Genomic DNA, 19,724 nt, shown 5'->3' on the forward strand with positions numbered 1-19,724 from the left:
AGATAGACGAATTTGCGCGACAGCCTGACCGTTCTCGCCGTCCTGCTGATCCTCCTCCTGACCGCCGCCCTGGTCGGCCCTTATTTCGTCGATTGGCGGGCGCAGCGGGAGCTTATCGAGGTGCGGCTGACGCAAGCCATTGGCGAGCCGGCCCATATCGGCGGCGCGATCGAACTCAGACTATTGCCGACCCCCTATCTCAGCCTCGAAAATGTCGAACTGGCCGACGAGACCGCGCCGATCCGCCTCGCCGTCGCGAAATTGCGGATCGAGATCGCAATCGCCCCGCTCCTGCGCGGTGAAATCGACTTCATCGAGGCGCTCTTCGAGGCGCCGCGCCTCGATCTGACCCTTGCCGCCGACGGTTCGTTTCCCATTCCTCGGCAGCCGCCGGCCTTGGCCGCCAACATGCGCTTCGAGCGAATCGCCATCGAAAAAGGAACGCTTGCGATCCAGGACCCGGCAAGGCGTCGCAGCCTCGTTTTGGAGGAGATCGCGCTCGACGCCGAGGCGGCATCCGTTTCGGGTCCGTTCAAAGGCAGCGGCGCGCTCAAAATTGCGGGAGAGCGGAACGCCTTTCGCTTTTCAGCCAATGCGAGCGAGGAAAGCCGGCTGAAGCTCAAACTCATTGTCGATGCGAGCGCGCGCCGTCCGCGCGCGGATCTCGACGGGGTCCTTTCCTTGGTCGGCGGGGAAGGCCATTTCTTATCGCCAAGTTTCAGCGGCGCCGCAAAATTCCAGGATTTACCCGATCCGCCCTGGCGTCTTTCGGGCTGGCTCAATGTCGATTCCCGCAAGGCCGGCCTCGCCAATCTGGATCTGCGCATTGGCGACGAGGACCGTCCCTTGAGCGCGACGGGCGAAGCTGAACTGGACTGGTCCGCTGCGCCCAAGGCGCGCGCGCGCCTGCGCTCCAGCCCGATCGATCTCGACCGCTGGTTCGCCGCCAACGGCGGCGCGCCTACGCCGGCATCCTTTTTGGCGGGCCTTCAAAGCGCTCTCGCCGCCGCCCCGCCCTGGCCGCTCGAATTGTCCTATGGCGCGGAGAATTTGAGGCTTGGAGGCGAGACCTTCAAAGATCTTTCGACAAATCTGGTCTTAGGCGCTGGTCAAGCCGCATGGCTTCGCTTCGAAGCCCAAGGTCCAGGCCAGTCGCGCCTCTCTTTCGACGGCGGCGTGCAGATGCAGCCCCTGCCCGGCTTCGAGGGCAGAATCGCGGCGCGCGCGGCGGACTGGCGCGGACTAAGGGATTGGTTTGCCGTAATGGCGCCACAATTGGCTCCGGCGCTGAAGGGCCTGCCCTTTCGCGCGATCGACGCCGCGGCGCAGGCCCATGTTTCGCCCACAGGGATTCGCATCGCCAATCTCGACATGATGCTCGATGGATCGACAGTGTCGGGAACGGCCGAATATGCGCCGGCGACCCCGGACCTGCCGTCGCGCCTTGCCGCCGAACTCGTTGCGGCGTCGCTCGATCTTTCCGGCCTGCCCGCCAGCCTGCCCGACCTGCAAGGCCCGGTGACAGGCATGGACCTTTCGCTGCGCTTTGGCGCCAAGGCGCTGACGCTCGGGCGAATCGGACAAGGCAAGAGCGACCTCGGCGCGCTCGACGTCAAGTTGGTCAAGCAAGGCGCGCGCATCGAGCTCGAGGAGTTCACCTGGGAAGGATTGGACGGCGCCGTCGTGACGGCGAGCGGCGCCCTTTCGAAACAAGCGGCCCATATCGACGCCAAAGTCGAAGCGGCGCGGCCCGGCGGGCTCATCGATCTGGTGGGCTTCCTTGCGCCTAGTCCGGCGACGGCGTTTCTGCGGTCGCGCGCGGCGGCCTTGAGCCCGGCGGATGTGACTGTGACGGCCGATGCCGTCTTTGCCGGCGGACACGTCGACCTCACGGCTCTCACGCTGGAGGGAAAGGGCGGGGGGACGCAAATTTCCGCCACGGCCAGGCCTGATCCCACCCATCCCGGACATATGCAGATCGCAGCAGCGCTCGACGCCAAGGAGAGCCCGGCTCTCCTGCTTTTGCTTGGGGCTCCCAGCGCGTCCGACAGCGGACTGGGACCAGGCCATATTGACATCAGCGCACACGGACCCGCTGGCGAAATGCTCGAAGCGCGCATCAAGGCGCTCCTCGCTGGGACGGCCTTCGACTTTCAGGGACAGATGAATGCCGACCTCGCGCGGCCTTCCATCGCGGGCGAGCTGCATCTCTTCACCAAGGATGCATCGCCCTTGCTGCGCGCCGCCGGGCTGGCTTTGCCGGATTTTTCGACAAAACTTCCGACCGATTTTTCCGCCGCGCTGATCTGGAGCAAAGACCGGCTCGAAGCGCAAAATATCAAAGGCGGGATCGCCAATGGCCGGCTCGCCGGCTCGCTGGCCTATGGAAAGACCTCCGGCGGCGACAAAATGCTGACCGGCGACATCGCCATCGAGAAGACGTCGATGACGACGCTGTTCGCTCTCCTGCTTGGCCCGCCGCAACCGGCCAGGGTGGCGGAGGCCTGGTCGAGCCTGAAATTCGCCTCGCCGGACTTCGATTTGCCGGCCAGCGCATTGGCTCTGACCCTCCGGAGTCTGGAGCTTCCGTCCGGCCTATCCGCAAGACCCGCGCGGCTGACTCTCGAGGCCGCGCCTGGCCGTCTCGCGCTGCGCGATCTTCAGCTAAAATTTGGCGAGGGAGCCGCCAAGGGCGAGGTCGATTTGCGGCGCGAGGGCGCAACCGTCGCGCTCCAGGCCCGCCTCGCGCTCGATGACATAGCTTTCGATCTTCCGGGCGGACGCGGCCGGATCAGCGCCAGTCTCGACATCGCCGGGACGGGGCAGAGCGCGGATGCGCTGATGGCGGGGCTCGCCGGCTCCGGTCATGCGGCCATCGCCGATTTGACCGCGCCATCCTGCGACCCTTCGGCCCCGGCGCGCGTCTTTTCGGCCATCGAGCAGGATCACATTCCGATCGGAGCGGACGCGGCCGCGCTGGCCTTGGCCCGCGAATTCCAGCGCGCGCCGCTGGCCCTCGGGACCCTCGATTTCGACATTAGCGCAGCTTCGGGCGTTGTGCGTCTTTCGCCAACCCCCAAAGGCGGCGCTGGAGCAAAGCCATTCGCGCCCGAGCAACCCGTGACCACGACTGTTTCCGCAGCGCTAAACCTGCGCGATGCGACCCTCGAAGAGCATCTCGTCTTCACCTTGAATCGGCCAGCGAAGGATTGGGACGGCCGCGCGCCATCGATCACGCTGAAGCTGAAAGGGCCTTGGTCAAAGCCGGTTCGTGAAATCGACGCCGCATCCTTCGCCAATGCGCTCGCAGCGCGCGCCATTCTGCGCGAAAGCGCCCGGATCGAAGCCTTTGAATTCGACGTTCGTGAACGCGCATTTTTCCACCAGCGCCTGTTGTCGGAACGGCGCCGCGCGCAAGAACGAATAAAGATGGAAGAAGCTGCTGGAATAGCCGGGTCGGCGAATTGAGCGACCGCAAAACGCGCCTATTGAGAACGCCGCGCAGCATTCAGAACGAAGACCCGGATCGCGGATGAAAGATTGGCCTCGCCGCGCCCGGCGTCAATTGTTGCGACCAGCGCGGCGAGCGACAGGCCGCGCGCGGCGGCGATCTCCTTCAGGCTTTCCCAAAAAGCATGTTCCAAGGAGATGCTGGTGCGATGGCCCGCGATGGCGAGCGAGTGCTTGACGATCGCGCTCGAAGCCGAAGGCGTTCCGTCAGTCCGCATGATCGTCGGGTGAACTTTCGCGGTCATCCCGCTTATGCGCCTCGAAGCGGCGCGACTCCAAAGCGCGCGATATTTGCGCGGCCGAGCGTTCAGCGGCGCTTCGACCGAACTTGGTTCTGTTGGCGGCCGCCTCGTTCGTCGCGAGGATGCGCGCCCTGGCCTTGCGGGCGCGGCGGAGATTGACGATTTCGCCCATCACGTCTTCTTGCGAAAAGCGTCGATTGACACAACCTTGGCCTCGCCCGGCGCTTCCCCAGCATCGGCGCCATCCCGATCTTCGGCGGACCTGACGGCGCTCTCGCGCGGCTTCGCCTTTTCGCCGCCATCGGGCGGATTGGTCGCTGTCGACGGCGACGCGTCGAGCGCGACAAGGTGCGGGCTTGGCTGTGCGGATCCGGCGTCATTGGCGCCGGTCTCGCCCAGCTCCTCCTCGGGGTCGAATTTCAAGTCGAACCCAACGGAAGGATCGGAGAAGCGGGTCACGGCATCGAAAGGAATGAGCAGCATTTCCGGAACGTTCTTGAACGACAGGCCGACTTCAAAAGCATGATCGGTGACGCTCAAATCCCAGAACTGGTGCTGCAAAATAATTGTCATTTCATCGGGATAACGCTCGCGCATTCGCGCGGAAAGCCGCACCCCCCGCGCATGCGTGCGGAAGGAAATGTAGAAATGATGTTCGCCCGGAAGACCTTCACGCGCCGCTTCGGCGAGAACTTTGCGGACGACGCCGCGCAATGCGTCCTGGACCAGTACATCGTAGCGGATCAGATCGGTCGCCATTCAAAACGCCCACGCGGATAGTTCGCCGTGCCAGACCTCGGACCCGGCAAAAGCTGGCCCTTACATAAAAGTGGAGGCTTCTGTTGCCAGGTGCCTCCGAACCCCGCCTTAGAGTGCTACCGCTAAGGACTTTAATTTCGGTACTATTACCGCATTACGCGGCAACGGCCACCGGAGCATAGTTGTCATTGGCAACTATAAAGTTCGGCCCGATGACGGCGGAACCATGCCGAGCGAAAGGACATCCTTTACACCCCCCGTCGAACCTATTTCGCCCCCGCCAAAATCCGCTTTTTCAAGACGGATTTTGGTGGAGGCGCCGGGTACCGCCCCCGGGTCCGAAGAGCTTATTTCGAAGCCGTTTATCGCCATAGCCGCACGAGGCGGCAGATCGAATATAAGCATAACCGCGATATTTGCTAGGCCGAATGGCGAACGGCCGCCGCCGAGGAGGGCGCAGCTTGCGCGAGTTAAAAAAAGAGCAAGTCAGATCAAGTTTTTATGGCCTGATCGAGCTGATTCTTAGCCTTGGCGGCATTGTCCTGATCGCCGGCGTTCTATGTATGTTCATTGTGGGCGTCCTGCTCGCGGCGGACGCCGTCATAGGCCATTGGGCGCTGACTGATGCTCTCAGCGAGACGATCGATGCGGGAAGCGACAAGGCCTTGACCTTTGTGGCCCTCGCGGCCTCCTTCCTTGCCTATGTTTGCGTCGGTTTCGCGGTCTTGATCGCGGCCCGGTTTCGAGGCGGTCAAAATTGGCGCGACCTCATCGCCTGGCAGCCCTGGAGCTTATGGCGCAACGAGCGCCGGTTCTGGCTGATCATTGGGGCGACCTTCCTCTATGGTTTCGCGGCCGACATCGCCCTCCGCCATTTTTATCCGCAATCCGAGGATTGGCTGACAATGCCCAAGGACTTGGTCGCGGCGGCTCTGCTTTCGCTCCTCGCCGTGGTTTTCGCCCCGGTGACGGAGGAGCTGGTTTTTCGCGGCTGGATCTTTACGAATTTGCGCCGCAATTTCAGCTTTGCGACGGCGCTGCTGGCGAGCTCGGTCATATTCGCCGGGATGCATTATGAAAGCACGCATCTCTATGCGCTGGCGGTGTTTCCGGTTGGCCTCGCGCTGGGGGCGCTCCGCGAGATTGCCGGCAGCATCAAGCCGGCGATCGCCTTTCACGCCTTCAACAACTTCCTTGCCTGTTGCCTGAGCCTTCTCGATTGAGGCGGATGGCCGGCAAATCCGGCTTTCCGGCGGCCTTGCCTGAGATGGCTATCGCCTTTAGCGGGACAGGTTCTTCAAGGCCTTTCCCGAAGGATCAACCAATATGCAGCCCTATCTCGATCTTATCGCCAAAATCCTGCGCGAGGGCGAAGCGAAATCCGACCGCACCGGAACCGGAACCCGCTCGCTTTTCGGCCATCAGATGCGGTTCGATCTCAGCCAGGGATTCCCGCTGGTCACGACCAAGAAGCTGCATTGGAAATCCATCGTCCATGAGCTTCTCTGGTTTTTGCGCGGCGACACGAATATCGCCTATCTGAAGGAAAATGGCGTCGGCATTTGGGACGAATGGGCAAACGCCAACGGCGATCTTGGACCGATTTACGGCAAGCAATGGCGCTCTTGGGAGACGCCGGACGGCCGGGCCATCGACCAGATTTCAGACATTGTTCAGGAGATCGCCCGCAATCCGTTTTCGCGCCGGTTGATCGTTTCGGCCTGGAACCCCGTCGATCTGCCGAAAATGGCCTTGGCGCCTTGTCACTGCCTGTTCCAGTTCAATGTGCGCGAGGACACGGCTGGCGTTCGCCGGCTGGACTGCCAGCTTTACCAACGGTCGGCAGACGCCTTCCTCGGCGTCCCTTTCAATATCGCGAGCTATGCGCTGCTGACCCATATGGTCGCTCACGTCTGCGGCCTAACGCCCGGCGATTTCGTCCATACATTCGGCGACGCCCATCTTTATGTGAACCATCTCGAACAGGCGAGGCTCCAGCTTTCGCGCGCGCCGCGACCCCTGCCCCGGCTCGAGCTGAACGCCAGCATCAAATCGATCTTCGATTTCCGCTACGACGACATCGTCCTCGATGCCTATGATCCCCATCCCGCCATCAAGGCGCCGATCGCGGTGTGAGCGAGGACGCCAAATCCCGCCGAGGGCGGTTCTGGCCGCGGCGATTTAGGTTCTCGCCGGAGGATCGGATAGGCTATAGGCTTCCAGCGAATCGTCGTTTGAGCCCATAGGACATTGCCACGATATGACCCGCTCGGCATCGGCCGCAGGCGAAGGCCCGAGCGAGGTTCCCTCTTCGGGCGACAGCGCCCTTCTCAAGGCCTTGCCGGTCAAGATCTTGGCCGCGGCCTCGCCCACCGCGACCTCGCCCACCGCCCTCCCGGCCGCCTCGTCCATCGCCTTGCCCATCGCGGCGAGCAAGACCGCGATCAAGGCCGGAATCGCCTGGATGCTGGTCACGACCTTCCTGTTCGTATGCCAGGATTCGACTGTTCGCATTCTGCTGGAGTCCTACCCGGCGACGGAAATCGCCTTCGCGCGCTATTTCATCCACCTTGTCGTGGCGACCTGCCTCGTCTGCTGGCGCAATCCGCGCCTGATGGCCTCACGCCGTCCCATGCTGCAGATGCTGCGATCGAGCCTTGTCCTCAGCATCACCTTGTTCGGGATGCTGGCGCTGCGGATCATGCCCTTCGTCGATTTCTCAGCCATCATCTGGGTGGCGCCGGTGCTCGTTACAGCGCTGTCGGTCTTCGTCCTGCGCGAGAAAGTCAGCCTCGGCGGTTGGGCGAGCGTCGTCGCGGGCCTCGTCGGCGTATGGGTGATCGTCGACCCCTCCCGGGTCGATTTCTCCCTGGCGATGCTGTTTCCCTTTCTCGCCGCCCTGACCAGCGCGCTGTATCAGATCACGACCAGAATGCTGCATTCGACCGATCCGCCGCTGACGACCTTATTCTACACGGCGATCGCCGGAAGCATTTTCTGCGGCGCATTTCTTCCCTTTGTCGGCCTCATCCCGAGCCTTGCGGACGCGGCGCTGATGCTGTTCCTCGGCGGGCTTGGCGTCACGAGCCATTTCTGCCTGATCCGCGCCTTCAACGCCGCGCCGGCGAATATCGTCGCTCCGTTCGGCTACACGGCGCTGCTCTGGGCGGTTTTGTTCAGCCTCCTCGTCTTCTCCGAAGTTCCCAGCCTGCAAACCATGATCGGAGCCGGATTGATCGTCGCCGCCGGTCTGTTTATTTTCCTGCGCGAGCGAAAGACTTGATGCGGCGGAGTTGGCGTCGGGAGCCATTGCAATGAGGCCAATCGGCATTCGTCCGGCAAACCCCGCCGACACCGAGCTTATCTTCGCGCTTATCGCCGAACTTGCCGATTACGAGCAGCTCGCCCACGAGGTCGACGCCACGAAGGAGAGCCTCGCGGCCGCGCTGTTTTGCCAAAATCCGCGCGTCTTCTGCGACATCGCGGAACATCGGCGCGAAGCAGCCGGAATCGCGATATGGTTTTATACGTTCTCGACCTTTCGCGGGCGGCATGGGATCTGGGTCGAAGACCTGTTCGTTCGTCCAGCCTTTCGCGGGCAAGGGCTTGGCAAGGCGCTTCTGGCGGAGCTTGCGCGCCGCTGCGTCAATGAACATCTTGCCCGGCTCGAATGGTCGGTCCTTGACTGGAACGAACCGTCGATCGCCTTTTACAAATCCTTGGGCGCGCGCATGATGGAGCAATGGACGAATTGCCGGGTCGAGGAGAGCGCCTTGTCGGAGCTGAGCTCGTCCGCGCCGCCGCGGGCGTGAGCGCGCCTCTCGCCATCTACGCCGCGATCGCGCAAAACGGCGTGATCGGCGACGGCGATCGTCTGCCCTGGCGCCTTCCGAGCGACCTCAAGCGCTTTCGCGCCTTGACCATGGGCAAGCCGCTGCTGATGGGCCGCAAGACATTCGAGTCGATCGGACGTGCCTTGCCCGGACGCGAGACGATTATCCTCACCCGCGATCGGGATTTCGATCCGGCGACGGTTTGCGGAAAGGCGCAAGGCGTCTATGTCGCGCATGATCTCGAGAGGGCCTTGGCCTTGGCGCAAACCCGCGCGACGGCGATGGGAGCCGACGAAATCATTCTGGCGGGGGGCGCCGATCTTTACGCTTTGTTGATCGATCGCGCCGAGCGCATGCATCTGACCTTTGTCGATGCAACCCCGACAGGAGACGTGCGTTTCCCGGCCGTGGACTGGTCGCGTTGGGAGGAGTTGCGACACATCCGGCCAGAGCCCGAGGCCAAGGATGAAACGACATTCGCCTTCGTCGATTTCCATCGGCGACGATGAAAATGGCCCTAGAACATGTCCCGAAAAAATTGACCGACTTTTTCGATATTTAGACATCGGATATATCCGATGTCTCATCAGGACATGCTCCAACTTTTTCATTTTGAGCGAGTCCTTGTCGATCACATGATTCCATGTGATCGACAAGGACTCGCTCTAACGTCGAACACAGCGTCGTCATCGCGGGATGCATTGTAGTGCGCCGATAGCTCCCATATAAGAGCCGAGGCGGACCCTGATTGGGTCCACTCCCTCGCGCGCTCGCATTTTACTTAAGCTTTTTGAAGAGAAACTCATGCCGTGGATCAATGAAGGCGGAAATGGCGGCTCGTGGAAACCCGGCAACGGCGGACCCTGGGGACAAAAGCCAAGCGCGCCGCCGCCCGATTTCGAAGAATTTCTGCGCCGCGGCCAGGACAAGCTCAAGCAGTGGATGCCGGGCGGCGGCTCGGTCGGCGCGCGCGGGCTCCTGGCCTTGGTCCTTATCGGCGCGATCATCTGGCTGTTGTCCGGCTTCTACACCGTCGGCCCCAACGAAGTCGGACTGAACAAGATTTTCGGCCGTTACACCGGTAAGACCGGTCCCGGATTGAACTATAATCTGCCTTTCCCTGTCGGCGCGGTGCAAAAGCTCCAGGTCACCAATCGCAATGCGATCAACATCGGCTTCGGCGCGCGCCAGGACATCCGCGCCACGGGCGCGCAAATTCAGGTCGATTTGCCCGAAGAAAGCCTGATGCTGACCGGCGATGAAAATATCGCCGACGTCAAATTCGTCGTGATCTGGCAGATCGATCCGGTGCGTCCGGAGGATTACGCCTTCAACATCGCCAATCAGCGCGAGACGGTGAAGGCGGTGGCCGAAAGCGCCATGCGCGAGGTCATCGGCCGCAGCCAGATCCAACGGATCCTAACCGCCGAACGCAAGGTCATCGAGCCGGCCGTGCAGGAGCTCATGCAGAAGATCTTGAACGAATACAAGGCCGGCATTCTGATCTTGCAGGTACAATTGCAATCGGTCGATCCGCCCGAGCAGGTCATCGCCGCCTTTCGCGACGTGACGGCGGCGCAGCAGGATCAGAACCGTTTGCGCAACGAGGCCGAGGCCTATGCCAATCGCGTCGTTCCCGAAGCGCGCGGCAAAGCAGCGGCGACCGTTCAGGAGGCCGAAGGCTATCGTCTGCAAACCGTCGCCGAGGCGACCGGCCAAGCTTCGCGCTTCAGCCAAATCTACGAGCAATATAAGAAGGCGCCTGACGTGACGCGGCAACGAATCTATCTCGAAACCATGGAGCGCGTCTTTGGCGGCATGGACAAGGTCATCGTCGATCAGGGCGGCGCTCAAGGCCAAGGCGTTCTTCCTTATTTGCCGCTCAACGCGTTGACGGCCCGCCCTGCTGACGGAGCCCGCAAATGAAGTCCGCAGCCATATTCGCTTTGATTGCCGGCGTCGTCGCCTTTCTGATCGTCTCGACAGCCTCGCTGTTCACCGTGCAGCAGACCGAACAAGCGCTGGTCCTGCGCTTCGGCGAGCCGGTCGCCGGGCGCGGACTTGTCACCGACCCGGGGCTCCATTTCAAAGTGCCCTTCATCGAAAATGTCGTCTATCTCGACAATCGCATCCTCGATCTCGAGGCGCCGAAACAAGAGGTTCTCGCCTCCGACAACACCCGCATCGAGGTCGATTCCTTCCTGCGCTACAAGATCATCGATCCGTTGAAATTCTATCAGACGGTTGGCTCGATCGAGCGGGCGAACAGTCAGCTCGGATTCATCTTGAATTCGGCGGTCCGCCGCGTGCTCGGCGAAGCCAATCTTACGCAAATCGTGCGCGACGATCGCGCCGATCTGATGCTCAAGATCCGCAACCAGGTGAACCAGGAAGGCGGCCGCCTCGGCATCGTCGCGGTCGATGTCAGGATTCGCCGCGCCGACCTGCCAAAGCAGATTTCCGAGAAGGTCTTCAGCAGAATGCAGACCGAGCGGGCCCGAGAGGCCGCGGAGTATCGCGCGCAAGGCTCTGAAATGGCGCAAAAAATCACCGCCAAAGCCGACCGCGACGTGGTCGTGCTGCGAGGCGACGCCCAGCGCCAGGCCGATCAGACGCGAGGCGAAGGCGATGCGGAGCGCAATCGGATCTACGCCGAAGCATTCGGCAAGGACCCCGATTTCTTTGCTTTCTATCGCTCTATGCAGGCCTATGAGACCGGTCTGAAAGCGAGCGATACGCGGATGGTCATCAGCCCGAAGTCGGAGTTCTTCCGCTTCTTTGGGGCGCCGAACGGGCGCCCGGCGCCGGTTCCAGCGCCGCAATAGAACGCGGCGCGCCTATGATCGGGAATCCAATCCCAATCAATCATAGGCGCCGCAAAGGGACGAGCCCACGCCGCTCAAACGATGGTGTTGACCGTTCGCCAGCGCGCCGCGGTGACGCTCGGCTCGAGACTTAGACGGCCGACGATATATTCGAGAGCGATCTCGCGCCGCTTTTCCGATGTCAGCGTCGCGGTCACTTCGACCCGGTCCGTGTCCTCGATGTCGGCGCTTTCCAATTCGCGAAGATGGAGATCGCTGGCGCTGAAAGCCTGCACCAGGAGCGCCCGGATCGCCGCTTCCTCGGTTCCTTTGCAGACGACGCGAACGACATAGGAGGTTTCGACCTCCGCGCTTTCGATCGGCTGGCGGTCGATCAATTTGACCAAGGGCCGCAGCACGAGATTGACGATGATGACGAGGCTGACCGCAACTATCGCTAGGCCGGTCTGGCCAACGCCGGCCATGACGCCCACCGCCCCGGAACACCACAGCGTCGCCGCCGTGTTCAAGCCGCGAACATTGAGGCCTTCCTTGAAAATGACCCCGGCGCCGAGAAAGCCTATGCCGGAGACGACTTGCGCCGCGACCCGCGTCGGGCTCTCCTCATGGAATTGACTGGCGAAAACGACGTAGGTCGCCGCCCCCAGCGACACCAGCGTATTGGTCCGCAACCCCGCGAAGCGCTGGCGCCATTGCCGCTCGAAGCCAATGACGCCGCCGAGCAGGAGCGCCAAGAGGAGGTTGAAAGCGTCCCTTTGAAATGAGGGATCGAACAGCAGCATCATGAGCGCTTTCCCGGACATCGACTCGTTGGGCGGACCAGCGGGCCAAGCGGGAGCCCAGGAGAGAAGCGCTTGCCGGAAGAAGCCGAGCGAGACCGCATTGGGGCGATAGCTCGGCTCAATGACAGTTGGATGACGGACGGCGTCGGCGCGCTTCGATCATCAAGAGGCAGGCTCCGCCGCATTTATGCCCGTCCACAAAACAGAGAAGTCCCGCACTGATCTTGCTTTTCATCGGAGCGCGCCCATGATCGATTCGCCCAGGAACGCCAACTCGCCCACGACCTTGCTCGCGCGCGCGGACCGTTACGCCGCCGGCAAGGCGCTCCGGTTGCAAACGCCGCGCGAGAGCCATGCCGATTGCCCGCCCGCGACAGGGCGCGATCCGGTCGCGATCTTGGCCGAAGCCGATGGCGCGCGCATTCCTGAGCTTCTACCGATCCGCTACCAGCGCATGAGCGCATCGGCTTTCGCCTTCCTGCGCGGCGCGGCATCGGTTATGGCGCATGATCTCGCAGGGATGCCGCAAGCCGGCGTTCCGGTGCAGGCCTGCGGTGACTGCCACCTGATGAATTTCGGCGTGTTTTACTCGGCCGAAGGGCGCGCCTTATTTGACATTAATGATTTTGACGAGACCCTGCCCGGCGTCGATTTCACCGTCGATCTGAAGCGGCTTGTCGCCAGCGTCGCCGTCGCCGCACGCGACGCCAAGGCGCCGGACAAGAGGGCCAAGGCCCTGGCGCGCTCCGCCGCGAAAGCCTATCGCGAATTTATCCACGAGCTCGCCGCCCAAACGCCGCTTGAAGTCTGGCACGCCAGCATGGACATCAAAAGCGAGGTCAAGCGCATCGATGACGTCAAGCTGCGCGAGCGGCTTCTATCAACCTTGGTGAAGGCCAAGAAGGAGCTCGCGGCCGACGATAATTTTCCCCATCTCGTCGAGACGGGCGGCGGCGCGACGCAAATCGAGGACCGTCCACCATTGATTTATCATTTCAAAGGCGAATCCGAGAAAAGCCAGAAAATTCACGCCCATTCCGCCTTTTTCAGCTATCGTCAAACGCTTCTGCCGGAGCGTCGCGCGCTGATCGAACGCTATGAGCTCGCCGACATCGCCATGAAGGTGGTCGGCGTTGGCAGCGTTGGCACTTTTTGCGCGATTGGACTGTTCATGACGCCCGATCGCGAGGCCTTGTTCCTGCAGGTCAAGGAGTCGCTGACTTCGGTGCTGGAAAAGATCGCCGCCCCGCCGCAAGGCCTCGACCAGCAAGGCCGCCGGGTGGTCGAGGGACAGCGCTCCATGCAGGCGGCAAGCGACGCTTTTCTCGGTTGGACTCAAGACAAGGCGACGAACCGCCAGTTCTACGTTCGCCGCCTCAAGAACCGCCGGCTTGGCGCGATTGGCGAAGTCATCGCGGCCAAAGCGCTGGAGGCCTACGCAAATCTCTGCGGCAGGACGCTGGCGCGAGCGCATGCGCGCACCGGCGACCCTGCCCGTCTCGCCGGCTATATGGGAACATCTGAAATGTTCGACGAGGCTCTTGCCTCTTTCGCCATGACCTATGCAGAGCAGACCAAGGCCGATCATGCCCGTCTCAAGGCCTCGATCGATCCGCAGACAGGCCTTCCCTTGCCGCGCGGGGCTTGAATCCCGAGGGCCGACGGGCGATCTTCCGCAGAATAATGGAATTTCGAAAAGATCCGTTGTAACAAGACGACATAGGAAAAAGGCCGCGACGGGCGGCGGGGTTTCCGCTTTCGCGCCGCTTCGGTCCAATTTGAAGCGCCGCGGTTCGCCGATCTGACTGCTCAGCCTGTGAGCAGCTTAAAGCCAGACACCGCCCGCGGCCGCTGGACTTCATCGCGAAGTCGATCGGAGGAGATTGTTTTGACTGGTTCGCTCCCGAAATTCCGCCTTGTCGCTCAAGCCGTTGCGCACCCTGACAGCCCATCGCGCCGAAGCGCCGTTCACCGCGCGCTGGCGCTGGCTGGAGCGCTGGCCTTCTGCGCCGGCGTCGGCGCGCTGCCGGGTTTGGACGCGCCCAAGGCTTTCGCGCGCGGCCCGGACTCGCTCGCCGACCTCGCCTCCGATGTCAGCGACACTGTCGTCAACATATCCGCGACCCAGACCATCGAGGAAAAACGCCCTGGCAACGCCCCGCAATTGGAGCCCGGCACGCCCTTCGACGACCTTTTCGAAGAATTCTTTCGGCGCCATCAGAAAGAAGATGGCGACCGGCCAAGCCCTCGCCCTCACGAGCGCAGATCGAATTCGCTCGGCTCCGGTTTCGTTATCGATCCGTCTGGCATTGTCATCACCAATAACCACGTCATCGCCGACGCCAATGAGGTGACCGTGATTTTCACCGATGGCCAAAAACTCAAGGCCGAGGTCCTTGGCAAGGACGCGAAGGTCGATGTCGCGGTGCTCCGGGTCAAGCCGGACAAGCCGCTCAAGGCGGCCAAGTTCGGCGACAGCGAAAAGATGCGCGTCGGCGATTGGGTCGTCGCCGTCGGCAATCCCTTCGGCCTTGGCGGAACCGTCACCGGGGGGATCATCTCGGCGCGCAACCGCAATATCGAATCGGGCCCTTACGACAATTACTTCCAGACCGACGCCGCCATCAACAAAGGCAATTCGGGCGGGCCCCTGTTCAACATGGCCGGCGAAGTGATCGGCATCAATACAGCGATTCTCTCGCCTTCGGGCGGATCGATCGGCATCGGCTTCGCCACTCCTGCGGCGACGGTCGTTCCGGTCATCGAACAATTGCAGAAGTTCGGCGAGACGAGGCGCGGCTGGCTTGGCGTGCGCATCCAGAACGTCGATGATTCGATCGCCGAGAGCCTCAACCTCGGGGCCGTGCGCGGCGCGCTGGTGGCCGGGACGGACGACAAGGGGCCGGCTAAGGCGGCTGGTCTGCAAACCGGCGACGTCATCATCAAATTCGACGGCGTCGAGATCAAGGAATCCCGCGACCTGCCCAAGATCGTCGCCTCGGCGCCGGTCGGCAAAGACGTCGACGTCATTGTGTTGCGGCAGGGCAAGGAAATCACCAAGTCGATCAAGCTCGGCCGCCTGGAGGACAATGAAAAGCCGGCGAAAGCGGCTGTCAAACGCGGCGAACCTGGCAAGAGCCCAACCGCCGGTTCCGTCGAGAAAGCGCTCGGAATGGAGTTTTCGAGCCTCACCGACGATCTGCGGCAGAAATTTTCAATCAAGAATAGCGTTGGCGCCGGCGTCGTTGTGACCAATGTCGATCCCAATTCCGCCGCCGCCGACAAGCATATTCAGCCTGGCGACGTGATCATGGAAATCAATCAGGAGCCGATCAAGGAGCCCGCCGACATCGCGAAAAAATTGCAGGCGCTGAAAAGCGGCGGCAAGAAGTCGGCTTTGCTCCTCGTCGCCAATGGTCAGGGGGAAGTGCGCTTCGTTGCATTGGCTTTGCTCTGACCAATTCGGCTTATGCCGGCGTCGCTGCCTCTTGCCTGCTGGCGGCCGCGCCGCTATAAGCCATCCATCAGGATGCGGTCGTTGGTATCAACCGCGTGTCGGAGTGTAGCGCAGCCTGGTAGCGCACCTCGTTCGGGACGAGGGGGTCGGAGGTTCGAATCCTCTCACTCCGACCAAGTTTTTCGCTGTTGGATCAACGCCTGGAGTTCAGCGCCAGTCAGCAGGCGCTTTGGCCAGGTCCAAATAAGCAGGCGCGCGATCAGGTTCGGCCTAGGCGCTAGGTTAGCGGCCTGAAATGCATGAGCGGGTGTAGCTCAATGGTAGAGCAGCAGCCTTCCAAGCTGAATACGAGGGTTCGATTCCCTTCACCCGCTCCACGCCCCTCCTAGAGCATATTGGTTCGATCTGTTCGACGAGAATATGCTCTGACTCTTTGACACTGGAGCGATTTCTGATCGATCGAATGACTCGGAATGCGCTCCACTTTACTCAGGCTCCAAGCTTCGATCCCGTCGTTTGGATGATTCGGGTTGAATCGCTTTTTCAAGGCCAAACGCCTTGCCGCCTTGGAACGCGGCGAAGCAGCCAAGATGTCAATATCCAGTTACGATAGGCAAGCAAGGTTGTTGCGGCACCCCTTGGAAAGCTAATTGTTGCGCCTGACTGCGCTCGGCAAGCGATAATTTCGAATTGACAGCGTCCCTGACGATGACCCAGTGATCGCGCTCCCGGCCGGCTCCCGCAACAGCAAGGTTGAGCAGGGCATAAGCGAGGACGTAGTCCTGCGGGACGCCCCTGCCCTTGTCATACATGAGGCCGAGAAAATATTGGGCGCTCGCAAATCCCTGCTGGCTGGCGCAGCGATACCACCCCGCCGAAACCACGAAATTTTGCGGCACGCCTTTGCCATATTCGTACATGTAGCCGAGATAGGTTTGCGCCCTCGCGTCGCCAGCCACCGCCAGATCGAAGAAAATCGCCGACGCCCTCATATAATCATGGCGCTCATAGGCGGCCGCACCCTTTCGAAAAGAGTCGGCGACAGCAAGATCGGCAGGAGCGGCCAAGCAAACAAGCAGCCCCAGCGCGAACCATGCGCTCCGCCGCTTTGGCCGCGCAAACAAATTCATCTCGCGATCCGCCATCAACATGGACTTACGAGCCTTTTTGCCGACTCGTCCAAGGGCTACGATCATCATTGCCTCCACGTCAGCCGCGCGCGGGCGCTGGAGCGCGCTGTCCGGCTTGATTGAAACCGACGCCTTATCGAATTTCGAATTTTCTTGCCCCAACTGAGCCTCCGCCCAGAATGCGCAGCCGTCAAAACGGTAAACGCATTGCTTCGAGCAGCCAACACAGCCAAATCGCCGGCGCGAAAAACAGCCCGAAAGGCAGCCTGGCGGCGGCGCTGAAGGGATGACGCGCGACAAGTTGGCGGACCCCGTAGAGGCCCAGCGCGGCCAGCGCGGCGATTTCGATCGCGGCGGGGATCGACATCGCGTCCAGCCAGACCCCGGCGACCGCGGCAAGCTTCACGTCGCCAAGTCCGAGCCCCTGGCGACCGCGCAGCCTGCGATAGGCCTCGCGAAGAGCAAGAAATGCAAGGACAAGAATGGCGGCGCGCATGCCAGCGACGCCAATGCTCGCCAGCATGTCGTCGCGCCGAATACTCGCAAATTCCTCACTCCCTAATCCCTGGTTCGCGGCATTCGCCAAGCCAAGCACGAAAGCCGCAAGGGTCAATTTGTCAGGGATGATGAAACAACGCGCGTCAACGCAGGCAGTGGCGAGCATAAGAACGGCCAGCGCCCCGCCAAAGGCGCCGGCCAGCCCCGGCGCGGTGATGAAACTCGCGGCCGCCATGGCGCATCCGACCAAGGCGATGGCGCCGAATCCAATATATTTTTGCTGCGCCTGCCCGGCCCCTCCAGCCCCGTCCGCTTCGGCTCCGTCTTTTCGCAGATCCAATATCCCGCCGGCCGAGAGTGGAGCGGGATGGGCGGGCTGGCTCTTCCTCATCGGATGAGCATTTGGGGTGGGTTTGAGTTGACGGCTCCTGGGGGGTGGATTGAGCCGATTTTATCGGCGCGCATCTTGGAGCGCAGCTCCTCGGCGACGAAGGAGGCGTCGACGCCGTCGCGAATGATCTGCGGCCGGACGAAGATGATCAGTTCCGTGCGCTTCAGTCGCGTTCCGGCATTGTTGACGAAGGCTTCGCCGAGGATCGGAATCTGGTCGAGAATCGGGATCCCGGCGCGGTCGCCGCTCTGGTCGTCGCTGACGAGGCCGGCGAGCAAGACCGTCTGGCCGGTCGTCACCATGATCGAGCTCTTGACCTTGCGCTCCGCGATCGTCGGCGTGAGATTGGGGGCGACCGTCCGGCAATTCTGGCATTGGCTGATCTCCTGCTCGATGTCGAGCAGGACATTGCCATTGGCGTTGATCCGCGGCTGGATGCGCAAGATAATGCCCGTATTGCGGTAATTGATGGAATTGATGACCGGGGCGAGCGCAACCGTGCTCTGGCTTTGTTGAACCTGGATAGGTATCTGATCGCCGACGGTCAGGGTCGCCACCTGATTGTCGACGACGACAAGGGAGGGATTCGAAAGGATTTTGACAGTGGTGTAATCATGCAAGGCGTTGATGATGACATGCGGGGTGAGTTTGGAGCCGAGCATGAGATTGAAGCCCGGCAGGCTCGCGCTCGGCAGCCCGCTCGACGCCGAGTTGATCGCCTGGACGCCATTGGAAAACGAATGCAGGGTGTTGAGGCTTCCCAGAAAGAATTGGACGCCATAGGCGAGCTGGTCGGTGAGGGTGACTTCGGCGATGGTCAGGTCGACCGCAACCTGAAGGCGTGGACGGTCAAGCTGCTGCAGCGCCTTTTCGATGATCCGATAATGCTCCCGATTGGCGTAAATCACCACCGCGTTGTTTGGGACGTCGGCCATGATCTTGACCCCCGGCAAGAGCGCGCTCCCGCCCGCGCCGCTGGAGCCGCCGCCGCCCAAGCCGCCGCCGCCGGTCAGCCCGCCGCGCCCGCCAAACGAGCCGCCGGCCTCCGAAGAAGAGCCGCCGCCTGAACCCATGCCCGAGCCTGAGCCCAGGCCTGAACCCGATCCGGAGCCCAAGCCTGAACCCAAGCCTGAACCCAAGCCCGAGCCTGAGCTCGAGCCTGAACCCGACTGGCCGGAAGAGGAGCCAAGCGCTCCGAACGGCGATGAACCCTGCGCCGACGACCCGCCGGTCTGCCCCTCCGTCGTCGACAGGCTCCCCGCCGCGCCGCCGGGGGCGATCTGATTGGCGGCGGAATCCAGCGAAGCGCCCCCGCCCCCGACGAATAAATCGCTGAGCAGCTTGGCGATCTGGCGCGCGTCGCCGTAGCGGACGCGGTAGACCTTGACGCCGGTGCTGGTCGTCGCCGACCCATCGAGGCGGCTGATCCATGTCCCGGCGGTTTTCAGCAATTCCGGCTTGCGCGCCACCACCAGGATGGCGTTCGAATGGCCGACCGGCTGGAGCTTGACCAGGTTCTGGCTCAGTCCGCCTTCGCCCGAATCGAGGATCTTTTCGAGTTCGGCGATCAACGGCTCGGGCGCGGTGTTGTTGACCGGGAAAATGCCGACCGATTGGCCGCGCATCCAATCCGCGTCGAAACTGAGCACGGTGTCGATCGCGGTGCGGCGCTCGATCCCATTGCCGATGACGACGAGGAGATTGCTGCCCGGATCCGAGCGGATCGACCCGGCCTTCGCCGCGAAGCCGTCCAGAAGCTTCACGATCGTTTGCACCGAGACATGCTGCAGCGGGATCACCGTCACCCCATAGCCGGGCTCCTGCCCTTGGCCGGCCCGATCGACGCCGCCGCCGCCGATCGCGTCGTCGGCCGGCATGACCCGGTAGCCGCCGGCGTCATGCACCAGAACCGAGTTGCTGGTGCGCAAGGCGCTTTCCAGGACAAACAGCAGATTGGCTTTCGGAATCGGCCGGCCAGAGGACAGGCTGACGGTCCCCTGCACCCGCGGATCGATCGTATAGCCGAGCCCAAGAATATCGCCCAGAATGACCTTGGCGACCGCCGTCACCGGCGTATTCTCGAAGTTCAGATCGACGCCCTCGCCCTTGCCGCCCGCGCCCTTGCCGTTCGGGCCGCCGACGCCGCCCAACGGCCGCGCCGCCGACGCGCCGCCGACCCCATAATAGACCTGCGGCCGGTCCCCGACCCCGGTTTCGACATTGACGGCCTCCGCCGCCCGCGGCGCGCGCGGCTGCAGATCGAGGCCGCGCACATGGTCCATCGCGTCCGGCAGCTC

The 19,724-nt window shown here is 62.3% G+C and carries 17 protein-coding genes, 2 tRNA genes and 1 other RNA gene; 12 read left to right on the plus strand and 8 right to left on the minus strand.

Translation table 11 applies throughout. The features are described 5' to 3' along the window. The first annotated feature begins 12 nt into the window (after positions 1-12). Complete coding sequence (locus DL86_RS02965) at positions 13-3,468, plus strand: AsmA family protein (RefSeq protein WP_036257813.1); 3,456 nt, start codon at positions 13-15, stop codon at positions 3,466-3,468. Between the two features lie 17 nt (positions 3,469-3,485). Here DL86_RS02965 and DL86_RS02970 read toward each other — a convergent pair whose 3' ends face one another. The 4 genes from DL86_RS02970 to ssrA all read right to left on the minus strand — a co-directional run bounded on the left by DL86_RS02970 (position 3,486) and on the right by ssrA (position 4,937). Next, entirely contained in the window at positions 3,486-3,755 is a 270-nt protein-coding gene (locus DL86_RS02970) for a ribbon-helix-helix domain-containing protein (protein WP_084572644.1), read from the minus strand. Further along, on the minus strand, positions 3,718-3,924 hold the full coding sequence (locus DL86_RS02975) for a DUF4169 family protein (RefSeq protein WP_036257823.1): 207 nt from the start codon (positions 3,922-3,924) through the stop codon (positions 3,718-3,720). Before DL86_RS02975 ends, DL86_RS02970 begins: the two co-directional genes overlap by 38 nt. Beyond that, entirely contained in the window at positions 3,924-4,511 is a 588-nt protein-coding gene (locus DL86_RS02980; protein ID WP_036257824.1) for an SspB family protein, read from the minus strand. Before DL86_RS02980 ends, DL86_RS02975 begins: the two co-directional genes overlap by 1 nt. Before the next feature lie 69 nt (positions 4,512-4,580). Further along, positions 4,581-4,937: a transfer-messenger RNA gene (ssrA, locus tag DL86_RS19050) on the minus strand. A gap of 35 nt (positions 4,938-4,972) precedes the next feature. Between ssrA and DL86_RS18535 the strand changes: the two genes are divergently transcribed. From DL86_RS18535 to hflC, 7 genes are all read left to right on the plus strand, one after another. Then, the gene (locus DL86_RS18535) at positions 4,973-5,734 is read left to right on the plus strand and encodes a CPBP family intramembrane glutamic endopeptidase (RefSeq protein WP_162180385.1); all 762 of its coding nucleotides are present in this window, start codon (positions 4,973-4,975) and stop codon (positions 5,732-5,734) included. A gap of 103 nt (positions 5,735-5,837) precedes the next feature. Continuing rightward, positions 5,838-6,647, plus strand: a complete 810-nt coding sequence (locus DL86_RS02990; RefSeq protein WP_036257825.1) for a thymidylate synthase — start codon at positions 5,838-5,840, stop codon at positions 6,645-6,647. Positions 6,648-6,771: 124 nt separating this feature from the next. After that, positions 6,772-7,794, plus strand: a complete 1,023-nt coding sequence (locus DL86_RS02995) for a DMT family transporter (RefSeq protein WP_084572645.1) — start codon at positions 6,772-6,774, stop codon at positions 7,792-7,794. A gap of 31 nt (positions 7,795-7,825) precedes the next feature. Beyond that, complete coding sequence (locus tag DL86_RS03000; RefSeq protein WP_036257826.1) at positions 7,826-8,323, plus strand: GNAT family N-acetyltransferase; 498 nt, start codon at positions 7,826-7,828, stop codon at positions 8,321-8,323. Then, positions 8,320-8,853 (plus strand): dihydrofolate reductase, encoded by a 534-nt coding sequence (locus DL86_RS03005; protein WP_036257829.1) that lies wholly within the window; start codon positions 8,320-8,322, stop codon positions 8,851-8,853. The genes DL86_RS03000 and DL86_RS03005 overlap by 4 nt, the downstream gene beginning before the upstream one ends. Positions 8,854-9,148: 295 nt before the next feature. Further along, a complete protein-coding gene (hflK, locus tag DL86_RS03010) occupies positions 9,149-10,270 on the plus strand; it encodes an FtsH protease activity modulator HflK (protein ID WP_036257831.1) in 1,122 nt (373 codons plus the stop codon). Then, the gene (hflC, locus tag DL86_RS03015; RefSeq protein WP_036257834.1) at positions 10,267-11,169 is read left to right on the plus strand and encodes a protease modulator HflC; all 903 of its coding nucleotides are present in this window, start codon (positions 10,267-10,269) and stop codon (positions 11,167-11,169) included. Before hflK ends, hflC begins: the two co-directional genes overlap by 4 nt. A 74-nt stretch (positions 11,170-11,243) precedes the next feature. On the opposite strand, the gene DL86_RS03020 is transcribed toward hflC, so the two are convergent. Beyond that, positions 11,244-11,951 (minus strand): MgtC/SapB family protein, encoded by a 708-nt coding sequence (locus DL86_RS03020; protein WP_051952571.1) that lies wholly within the window; start codon positions 11,949-11,951, stop codon positions 11,244-11,246. 247 nt (positions 11,952-12,198) lie between these two features. On the opposite strand from DL86_RS03020, the gene DL86_RS03025 reads away from it, so the two are divergent. From DL86_RS03025 to DL86_RS03040, 4 genes are all read left to right on the plus strand, one after another. Further along, positions 12,199-13,599 carry a DUF2252 domain-containing protein gene (locus DL86_RS03025; protein ID WP_051952513.1) on the plus strand — a complete coding sequence of 467 codons (1,401 nt, stop codon included), beginning with the start codon at positions 12,199-12,201 and terminating at the stop codon, positions 13,597-13,599. Between the two features lie 240 nt (positions 13,600-13,839). Beyond that, positions 13,840-15,408 carry a Do family serine endopeptidase gene (locus DL86_RS03030; RefSeq protein WP_051952514.1) on the plus strand — a complete coding sequence of 523 codons (1,569 nt, stop codon included), beginning with the start codon at positions 13,840-13,842 and terminating at the stop codon, positions 15,406-15,408. Between the two features lie 99 nt (positions 15,409-15,507). Further along, positions 15,508-15,584 (plus strand) — tRNA-Pro (locus DL86_RS03035). 127 nt (positions 15,585-15,711) lie between these two features. Next, a tRNA-Gly gene (locus DL86_RS03040) sits at positions 15,712-15,785 on the plus strand. 216 nt (positions 15,786-16,001) lie between these two features. Here the strand turns inward: DL86_RS03040 and DL86_RS03045 are convergent. From DL86_RS03045 to gspD, 3 genes are all read right to left on the minus strand, one after another. Beyond that, positions 16,002-16,538 (minus strand): tetratricopeptide repeat protein, encoded by a 537-nt coding sequence (locus DL86_RS03045; protein WP_084572659.1) that lies wholly within the window; start codon positions 16,536-16,538, stop codon positions 16,002-16,004. Positions 16,539-16,728: 190 nt separating this feature from the next. After that, entirely contained in the window at positions 16,729-17,427 is a 699-nt protein-coding gene (locus DL86_RS03050; RefSeq protein WP_245276176.1) for a prepilin peptidase, read from the minus strand. Next, positions 17,424-19,724, minus strand: a 2,301-nt coding sequence (gspD, locus tag DL86_RS03055; RefSeq protein WP_084572660.1) for a type II secretion system secretin GspD, incomplete at its 5' end; no start/stop codon positions are given. The genes gspD and DL86_RS03050, both read right to left, overlap by 4 nt.

Source organism: Methylocapsa aurea (genome assembly GCF_000746085.1).
Lineage (GTDB): Bacteria > Pseudomonadota > Alphaproteobacteria > Rhizobiales > Beijerinckiaceae > Methylocapsa > Methylocapsa aurea.

What these genes read in the sequence shown, in the direction of transcription:
- DL86_RS02970 (WP_084572644.1), bottom strand. Translation starts at nt 3,755, where the DNA reads ATGACCGCGAAAGTTCACCCGACGATCATGCGGACTGACGGAACGCCT.
- DL86_RS02975 (WP_036257823.1), bottom strand. Translation starts at nt 3,924, where the DNA reads ATGGGCGAAATCGTCAATCTCCGCCGCGCCCGCAAGGCCAGGGCGCGC.
- DL86_RS02980 (WP_036257824.1), bottom strand. Translation starts at nt 4,511, where the DNA reads ATGGCGACCGATCTGATCCGCTACGATGTACTGGTCCAGGACGCATTG.
- DL86_RS02990 (WP_036257825.1), top strand. Translation starts at nt 5,838, where the DNA reads ATGCAGCCCTATCTCGATCTTATCGCCAAAATCCTGCGCGAGGGCGAA.
- DL86_RS02995 (WP_084572645.1), top strand. Translation starts at nt 6,772, where the DNA reads ATGACCCGCTCGGCATCGGCCGCAGGCGAAGGCCCGAGCGAGGTTCCC.
- DL86_RS03000 (WP_036257826.1), top strand. Translation starts at nt 7,826, where the DNA reads ATGAGGCCAATCGGCATTCGTCCGGCAAACCCCGCCGACACCGAGCTT.
- hflK (WP_036257831.1), top strand. Translation starts at nt 9,149, where the DNA reads ATGCCGTGGATCAATGAAGGCGGAAATGGCGGCTCGTGGAAACCCGGC.
- hflC (WP_036257834.1), top strand. Translation starts at nt 10,267, where the DNA reads ATGAAGTCCGCAGCCATATTCGCTTTGATTGCCGGCGTCGTCGCCTTT.
- DL86_RS03020 (WP_051952571.1), bottom strand. Translation starts at nt 11,951, where the DNA reads ATGCTGCTGTTCGATCCCTCATTTCAAAGGGACGCTTTCAACCTCCTC.
- DL86_RS03025 (WP_051952513.1), top strand. Translation starts at nt 12,199, where the DNA reads ATGATCGATTCGCCCAGGAACGCCAACTCGCCCACGACCTTGCTCGCG.
- DL86_RS03045 (WP_084572659.1), bottom strand. Translation starts at nt 16,538, where the DNA reads ATGAATTTGTTTGCGCGGCCAAAGCGGCGGAGCGCATGGTTCGCGCTG.
- DL86_RS03050 (WP_245276176.1), bottom strand. Translation starts at nt 17,427, where the DNA reads ATGAGGAAGAGCCAGCCCGCCCATCCCGCTCCACTCTCGGCCGGCGGG.